Origin of the sequence: Mycobacterium sp. 852002-51163_SCH5372311 (assembly GCF_001667115.1) — a bacterium.
GTDB lineage: Bacteria > Actinomycetota > Actinomycetes > Mycobacteriales > Mycobacteriaceae > Mycobacterium.
This window is the reverse complement of sequence record NZ_LZIJ01000049.1, coordinates 111,138-118,133: the sequence shown is the minus strand read 5'-3', so window position 1 is coordinate 118,133 and position 6,996 is coordinate 111,138. Positions and strand designations below refer to the sequence as shown.

At 65.0% G+C, this 6,996-nt stretch carries 5 protein-coding genes; 2 read left to right on the top strand and 3 right to left on the bottom strand.

Annotated features, from left to right (window positions below):
- Positions 1–420: 420 nt before the first annotated feature.
- Positions 421–2,295 (bottom strand): alkyl/aryl-sulfatase, encoded by a 1,875-nt coding sequence (locus A5791_RS06190; protein WP_067232804.1) that lies wholly within the window; start codon positions 2,293–2,295, stop codon positions 421–423.
- Positions 2,296–2,470: 175 nt separating this feature from the next.
- Here A5791_RS06190 and A5791_RS06185 point away from each other — a divergent pair, with 175 nt between their 5' ends.
- Entirely contained in the window at positions 2,471–2,962 is a 492-nt protein-coding gene (locus A5791_RS06185; RefSeq protein WP_067232799.1) for a lipoprotein LpqH, read from the top strand.
- 170 nt (positions 2,963–3,132) lie between these two features.
- Positions 3,133–4,785, top strand: coding sequence for a lipoprotein LpqH (locus tag A5791_RS27075; RefSeq protein ID WP_156661029.1), 1,653 nt, complete (start codon positions 3,133–3,135; stop codon positions 4,783–4,785).
- Position 4,786: 1 nt separating this feature from the next.
- On the opposite strand, the gene A5791_RS06175 is transcribed toward A5791_RS27075, so the two are convergent.
- Positions 4,787–6,283, bottom strand: coding sequence for a cell wall metabolism sensor histidine kinase WalK (locus A5791_RS06175; protein WP_067232795.1), 1,497 nt, complete (start codon positions 6,281–6,283; stop codon positions 4,787–4,789).
- Complete coding sequence (locus A5791_RS06170; RefSeq protein ID WP_067232792.1) at positions 6,261–6,965, bottom strand: response regulator transcription factor; 705 nt, start codon at positions 6,963–6,965, stop codon at positions 6,261–6,263. The genes A5791_RS06175 and A5791_RS06170 overlap by 23 nt, the downstream gene beginning before the upstream one ends.
- Positions 6,966–6,996: the final 31 nt, after the last annotated feature.

Below are 6,996 nucleotides of genomic sequence, written 5' to 3'. Positions count from 1 at the left end.
GAGCCACAGAAACCTGAACCCGACCCATGACACAACACCCCTTCACTCAGGTGTTGCGGTCATCCCTTGAATTCGCCCGCCCGACTCCCGCCCTACGCTCACACCGAAAGCCCTATACTCACACCGAAAGCCGTGTGTTCACACCGAACGCCGTGTGTTCACACCGAACTCTGTCACACCGAATGCTGGCAATATCCACCGAATGCCGCCATACCGAACGCCGCGGGCTGGCGATCCGCCGACCCACGCCAACTCCCGTTGCGGCCAACACGGCAACTTCGCAAAACCCCCGACGCGGCAGGAGTTGTCGCTGTGAGTCGGACAAAGAGACATATGTCCCCCTCCGGGGACTGGAGTGGCGGATGTGACTCGCGCTGCGCCACCTTCGCCAGCACTCGCTTGCCGACCCGCAATACCTGACTACGGCGTGACGATGTTGAAATTCGGGTCCGGCTGATCTAGTGCACCCAGCAGCGTCTGCAGCGCCGTCGGGTCGCCGTAGAGCTCCAGACCTGGCGAGCTGAAGTCGCCAACCGAAGCCGTCAATAATCGAAACTTGCTGTCCAACTTGACTGTAAGGGCCGCCGTTGCGGGCTCTGCTGCAACCTTGCGGTAGACGAGCACGCCGTTGCGCAGCGCCAGCCGATAGTTGGCAGCCGAATCCGCAAAAGTGACGTCGATGGTGATATCGAGATCCCAGCTGCGGGGTCCATTGACCCGGATAGCCAGGCTGTCGAAGATCTGCTCCGGCGTGAGCTGGGAAAGCAGTGTCGGCGAGGTGATTTGAGCCGCGGTACCGAAGTTGCCGTCGCGCAGTTCAGTCGCTCCGGACAAGAAGAAGTTGCGCCACGTCGCGTTCTCGGCGCCGTAAGCCAGCTGTTCCAGCGTGTCGGCGTAGAGAGCTCGCGCACCGGCATGCTGGGCGTCGGCGAAGACGGCGTGGTCTAGCAGCGTCGCGGCCCAACGGAAATCGCCGGAATCGAAGGCGGTCTGGGCAAGCTCGACGACGCGCTCGATCCCGCCGAGCGCTGCGACATAGCGTCCGCCCAGCGCCTCCGGAGGATGCGGCCACAGCCGGCCGGGGTTGCCGTCGAACCAGCCCATATAGCGCTGGTAGACCGCCTTCACGTTGTGGCTGACCGAGCCGTAGTAGCCCCGGCTATGCCACGCCTGCTCCAAAGCCGGTGGCATCTGGAATATTTCGGCGATCTCCACTCCGGTATACCCCTGGTTCAGCAGCCGTAGCGTCTGGTCGTGCAGGTAGGCGTACAAATCGCGTTGCAGTGAAAGAAATTTGACGATGTTCTCCCGCCCCCATGTCGGCCAATGATGCGACGCAAACACGACATCGGTGCGGTCGGCGAAAGTGTCTATGGCCTCGGTGAGGTAGCCCGACCAGGCATGCGGATCGCGCACCAGCGCGCCCCGCAGGGTCAGCAGGTTATGCAGGTTATGAGTGGCATTCTCCGCCATGCACAATGCGCGGAAACGTGGGAAGTAGAAGTGCATTTCGGCGGGCGCCTCGGTGCCGGGCGCCATTTGGAACTCGATCTGCACGCCGTCGATGGTGTGCGTCTCCCCGGTTTCCCGGATGTCGACGGTCGGGACGATGATGGCCACCTCGCCGGTCGACGGGATCTGGCCGAGGCCGCAGCCCACCTGTCCCTGCGGTCCGGGGGCCAGCTGCGAGCCATACATGTAGGTCGCGCGGCGCGTCATCGCCGGTCCCGCGTAGACGTTTTCCTGGACGGCATGAGCAGTGAACCCTTCGGGCGCCAGCACTGCCACCGCACCCGAATCGACATCGGCCTCCGAGGTGACGCCCAGCACCCCGCCGAAATGGTCGACGTGACTGTGGGTGTAGATCACCGCGACAACCGGACGGTCGGCCCCCCGGTGGGTCCGATACAACCCGAGTGCCGCGGCGGCTACCTCGGTGCTGACCAACGGGTCGATGACGATGATCCCCGTATCGCCCTCGACAAAGGTCATGTTCGAAATGTCGAGCCCGCGTACCTGATAGATGCCCGGCACCACTTCGTAGAGCCCTTGCCGGGCCGTCAGCGTGGACTGGCGCCACAGGCTTGGGTGCACCGAAGTCGGCGCGGGGCCGTCGAGAAACGAGTACACGTCGTTGTCCCATACGACTCGTCCGTCGGCCGCTTTGACGACGCACGGGGTCAAGGCAGCAATGTATCCACGATCGGCATTGTCAAAATCCGTCGTGTCCTCGAACGGCAGAGCGTGTTCGCTATGGGCCGACGCGATGACATCGGTAGGGGGTTTCTGGTCCACCGCCAATACCTTGCCATTACCGCGCCTCAGCGGAAAGGACCAGCTCAGCGGATGCCGTCTCTACGAAGACGTAAATAATTTCTCGAAGAACCTAGAACTTCTGTGCAGTTAACCCGCATACTTCCGAGACGGTCCGCACTGTCCGCGGACCGCAGGGTCGGGCAAAGGAGAACAGGTGAAGCGTGGGCTGACGGTTGCGGTGACTGGAGCGGCAGTTCTGGTGGTGGGTCTTTCGGGGTGTTCGGGCAACAAGTCGAGTTCGGGTGGCGGCGGAACCTCCGGGGGCGCATCCACGGGTCCCACCTCGGCAGCCGCCGGCGGGACCGCCGGCACGAAGGTCACCATCGACGGTAAGGACCAGAACGTCAGCGGCGGCTCGGTCGTGTGCGCAAAAGTCGGCGCCGATGTCAGCATCACGATCGGTGGGGCCGGCAGCGGCATCAATGCTCTGGTTACCGACGCCAACCCGCCCGAGGTGAAATCCGTCGGTCTCGGCAGCGTCAACGGTGTGGCGCTGGCATACGCGGCCGGCTCCGGACAGGGCGACGCGAAGGCCACCAAAGACGGCAACAAGTACAAGATCACCGGGAATGCCACTGGCGTTGACGTGGCCAATCCGATGACGCCGGTGAAGAAGCCGTTCGAAATCGACGTGACTTGCCCCTAGCTCGGCGACGATGCGGGCCGGCACGGCCCGAGGAGAAGCCGGGCAATCAGCCCTAGCTCGGCGACGATACGGTGCGGTTGCCACCCGTCGAGTGGCAACCGCCCCGTAAGCTCAACGTCAACATCGATGGGATCAGACGCCCTGAGGGCGTCTTAACGGTGGAGAAAACCGTGCACGACGGACCCGGCAGCTCTGCAGCAAAAGACGCCGGTGATTCCGTCGACGAAGTCAACAGCACCGGCAATTCAGAGCCCTCGAATCTTCCGCCCACCGAACGCGGTACGCCGTTCGGCCGGTACCGGCTGATCGAGTTGCTCGGCCGTGGCGGCATGGGCGAGGTGTGGCGGGCGCTCGACACGGAGGCCAACAACCGCACCGTGGCGATCAAACTGCTTCCCGCGCATCTCGCCGGGGACAGCTCCTTTGTGCAGCGGTTCCGGCGGGAAGCCGAAGCCGCAGCGCAACTGAACAATCCGCACATAATTCCGATTCACAACTACGGCGAAATCGACGGCCAGCTGTATGTGGACATGCGGTTGGTCGAGGGCCGTGATCTTCAGGACGTGCTCTCTGCCGGCCCGTTGGAGCCGGCGCGGGCGGTGCGGATCATCGAGCAGGTGGCGAAAGCGTTGCAGGCCGCCCATAAGGTCGGCCTGGTCCACCGTGACGTCAAGCCGTCCAACATTCTGGTTGACGACGACGATTTCGCCTATCTGATTGATTTCGGTATCGCTCGCGGCGCCGATCAGACGGGCTTGACCGGCACCGGGAACATGATCGGCAGCCTGCATTACATGGCACCGGAGCGCTTGCAGGCCCAGGAGGCCGACGCCCGCGCCGACATCTATGCGCTGGCGTGCGTGCTCTATGAGTGCCTCACCGGGAGCCGTCCTTTCCGCGGCGACTCCTTGGAAAGCCAAGTGGCCGCGCACCTTACGGAACCACCGCCCCAACCATCGAGCCGATCGAACGTGCCCGCGCAACTGGACGCGGTGATTGCCAGGGGAATGGCCAAGAACCCAAACGTGCGGTATCCCACCACAATCGAGTTGGCAACCGCCGCGCGAGATGCGATTACCGTCCCGAATCCCCGGCCGGCACCGGGCACGCCGTCGCCTCAGATGACGCGGCAAGCGACGTTCCAGCCGACAGAGCACGGTCACGACGCGGCCGCCTTTCGCCCGAACACCGTCGCTCCCGAGAGGTTCGCGAACCCGCTTCCGCCGCTGTGGCCGGCCCCGTACGTCCCGGCGAGCAGTGCGAAGAGCAATCGGAGTGTCGCGATCGCGCTAATCGGCGGTGCGATAGCACTTGTCGTCGTGGTCGCAGTCGTCGTCGGCTTTTTCGTAACGAGCAAATTCGGCCAGAAGAGGTCGTCCCCAACAGCTTCGGAGCCCCCGACAGCGGAATCATTCGGCATCCAGACCGCTCCGCCGTCCACGAAACCGTGGAGCGCCCCATCGGTTGCCCCCGGCGGCGGTGCCGGGGCCGCGAAGGTGCTCATCGACGGCGTCGACCAGAACGTCAGCGGCACGGTCGTCTGCATGACATCGGCCGGCAACGTCAACATCTCGATCGGCGGCGCGTCGGCCGGCGTCGCCGCCGTCGTCACCGACGCGACCCCTCCCGTGGTGAAATCCGTTGGGCTGGGCAATGTCAACGGCGTGACACTGGCATATTCATCGGGCATGGGCCAGGGCGACGCTTCGGCCACCAAGAACGGCAACAGTTACAAGATCACTGGGACCGCCACCGGAGTTGACATGGCCAATCCGACGGCGCCGGTGAAGAAGCCGTTCGAAATCGATGTCACATGCCCCTGATTCAGGCGCCAACCGGCGGTTGAAACCCGTTGAGGGGCAACCGGACCGTGAACTCGGTGTGGCCGGGGGAACTCCGGACGGTGATCGTCCCGTGGTGCGCCTTGACGACCGCGGAAGCGATCGCAAGACCGAGGCCGGTGCTGCCGCCCTTGCGCGACCGCGAGGAATCGCCACGCGCAAACCGCTCGAAAACCTCTGACTGCAGTGCCTCCGGAATACCGGGCCCGTTGTCGATCACCTGAAGGACGCTGTGCGCCGGTTCGGTGCTCAACCGCGTCGTGACGACGGTACCGGCGCCCGTGTGGATGCGGGCGTTGGCGAGCAGGTTCGTCACCACCTGATGCAGCCGGGCCGCGTCGCCGGGCACCACCACCGGTTCTTCGGGCAGATCAAGCTCCCACTGGTGATCCGGTCCGGCCACGTGCGCGTCGCTGACTGCGTCGACCGCCAGCCGGGAAAGGTCTACCGGTTCGCGTTCCAGCGGCCGGCCGGAGTCCAGACGGGCCAGCAGCAGCAGATCCTCGACGAGGCGCGTTACCCGCTCGGTCTCGGACGCCACCCGGCTCATCGCATGCGCCACCGCTTCGGGATCATCACCCATCCGCTGAGTGAGTTCGGTGTAGCCGCGGATCGCGGCCAGGGGTGTGCGCAGCTCATGGCTGGCGTCTGCCACGAACTGACGCACCCGGGTCTCACTTGCCTGCCGCGCCGACAGCGCGGAGGCGATGTGGTCGAGCATCCGGTTCAGGGCCGAACCGAGTTGACCCACCTCGGTATAAGGGTTCGCGTCGGACTCCGAGACCCGCACCGGGAGTTCGACCTCGCCGCGGTCCAGCGGCAGATCGGCAACCCTGCTCGCGGTTTGGGCGACCCGGCGCAGCGGCGCCAGCGCGCGCCTGATGATGACGATGCCCGCGGTAGTCGCGGCGATCAGCGCGACCAGGGTGACGATCGCGAAGATCACCAGCATCCGCAACATCGTGGCGTCGATGTTGGACATCGACAGACCGGTCACGATGATGTCGCCGCCGCTGCGGCTGGGCGCGGCCACGACGCGGTACCGCCCCAGCCCGTCGAGGTCCACCGTCACCGGTCGGCGGCTACCGGCGATCCGCTGCAGCTGGTCCTGCGCGGTCGGGGTCAATGCGGCGCGGGAACCGGTACTGGTCAGGTAACCGGCGTCGACCGTCATGCCCTTGCTGACCACCGCCGCCACCATGCCCGCCGGCTGGCCCGGCGCATCGAGGAATCTGGGGCCCGGACCCGGCCTGACGTAATGCTCGTGCCGGTGCGGCGGTTCCGGGTACATCAAGGCCGACCGGTAGGAGGTGCCGCCGAGTTGCTGGTCGAGTTGCTTCAGCAGGTGGTGCCGCAGCGCCAGCTCCGTCACCGCGGTGATTCCCACGCATACGACGGCCAGCACCACCACCTGTCCGACCAGCAGCCGGAAGCGGAGCGACCAGACTCGCGGAGCTCTAGCGGGCCGGCTTAAGGACATAGCCCGCGCCGCGCAGCGTGTGGATCATGGGTTCGCGACCGCTGTCGATCTTCTTGCGCAGGTAGGAGATATACAACTCGACGATGTTCGACCGGCCGCCGAAGTCATAGCTCCACACCCGGTCCAGGATCTGCGCCTTGCTCAGCACCCGCTTGGAGTTGCGCATCATGAACCGCAGCAGTTCGAACTCGGTGGACGTCAACGAGATCGGTTCGCCCGCGCGCGTCACCTCGTGGCTGTCCTCATCGAGGACCAGGTCGCCTACTACCAGTTGGGCACCGCTGTCGACGGTGGTCACCCCGGTGCGCCGCAGCAATGCCCGCAGCCGCAGCACGACCTCCTCGATGCTGAACGGCTTGGTGACGTAGTCATCACCGCCTGCGGTCAGCCCGGCGATGCGATCTTCGACCGCGTCCTTTGCGGTCAACAGCAGCACCGGCAACTGCGGAATCTCCTCACGCAGTTTGTGCAGTACCTCGAGGCCGCTCATGTCTGGCAGCATGACGTCGAGAACCACCACGTCAGGCCGCTGGGCGCGGGCCGCGGCTATCGCGGACAATCCGTCGCCTGCGGTGGCGATGTTCCAGCCCTCGTATCGCAGCGCCATCGACACCATTTCGGCGAGAACGGGTTCGTCGTCGACTACCAGCACGTTGATCGGGTTGCCGTCGGCACGGCACATGACGACGCGCTCAACCGCCGTTCGGGGATAC